The following is an 807-nucleotide window of genomic DNA, read 5'->3' as shown; positions in this document are numbered from 1 at the left end:
CCCCTGGCCGCCTGCACCACCGCCCTCGCCGCGACCATCAAGCATAGTCAGCGTAGAGTTGAAGCCCTGCAGAACGATCTCGGTGGAGTATTTATCCTGGCCGCTCTGGTCCTGCCATTTGCGAGTTTGCAACTGACCTTCGATGTAAACCTTGGAGCCTTTGCGCAGGAATTGCTCGGCAACCTTTGCAAGACCTTCATTAAACACAACAACACGGTGCCATTCGGTCCGCTCACGGCGCTCGCCGCTGTTACGGTCACGCCAGCTCTCCGAAGTAGCGATACGCAAGTTGACGATTGGACGACCGTCCTGCGTACGGCGAATTTCCGGATCTGCGCCCAAATTTCCAACCAAAATGACTTTATTGACGCTACCGGCCATTGAATTACTCCTAAGTCTGAACCCACCCAAAGTTTAAGCGAGTTAAGTTGGCAAGTAACCTATGCTCCGCGCTCTACAATTCAAACAGACTTTCTCAAACCCGCGGTGGTTGTCCACATTTCCTAGGCTTTCAGTCGGAATATCAGGCGTCCGCAAGCAAGGCTCTCTACTCGTTCTATTTTTGTTCCGACACATTGCCTTGCAAAACTGCCAAGTTCAACTCTCAATTTTTCTAAAAGACAATTTTACGCGAGCAAACTCAAAAAGGCTTGCTCCTTAAAATTGTTCCGTTTATGTTCCACCTGATTTCCAGCGCTCATTCTCCTGCATTTTGAGGATCGCGCCCAGACCTGTTTTGCTTTTTATATGCGAACTCGGTATCCGTGATAAAGGACAGTTCCATGGCGAAGTCGCCAACACATGACA

General features: G+C 49.9%; 1 protein-coding gene. It reads right to left on the bottom strand.

All coding sequences use genetic code 11. The features are described 5' to 3' along the window. Positions 1-381, bottom strand: a 381-nt coding sequence (locus PPL9_RS30650; RefSeq protein WP_057466263.1) for a single-stranded DNA-binding protein, incomplete at its 3' end; no start/stop codon positions are given. Positions 382-807: the final 426 nt, after the last annotated feature.

Origin of the sequence: Pseudovibrio sp. POLY-S9 (assembly GCF_001431305.1) — a bacterium.
Classification (GTDB): Bacteria; Pseudomonadota; Alphaproteobacteria; order Rhizobiales; family Stappiaceae; genus Pseudovibrio.
Note: the sequence above shows the minus strand (reverse complement) of the source record. Positions and strands in the feature narration are given on the sequence as shown.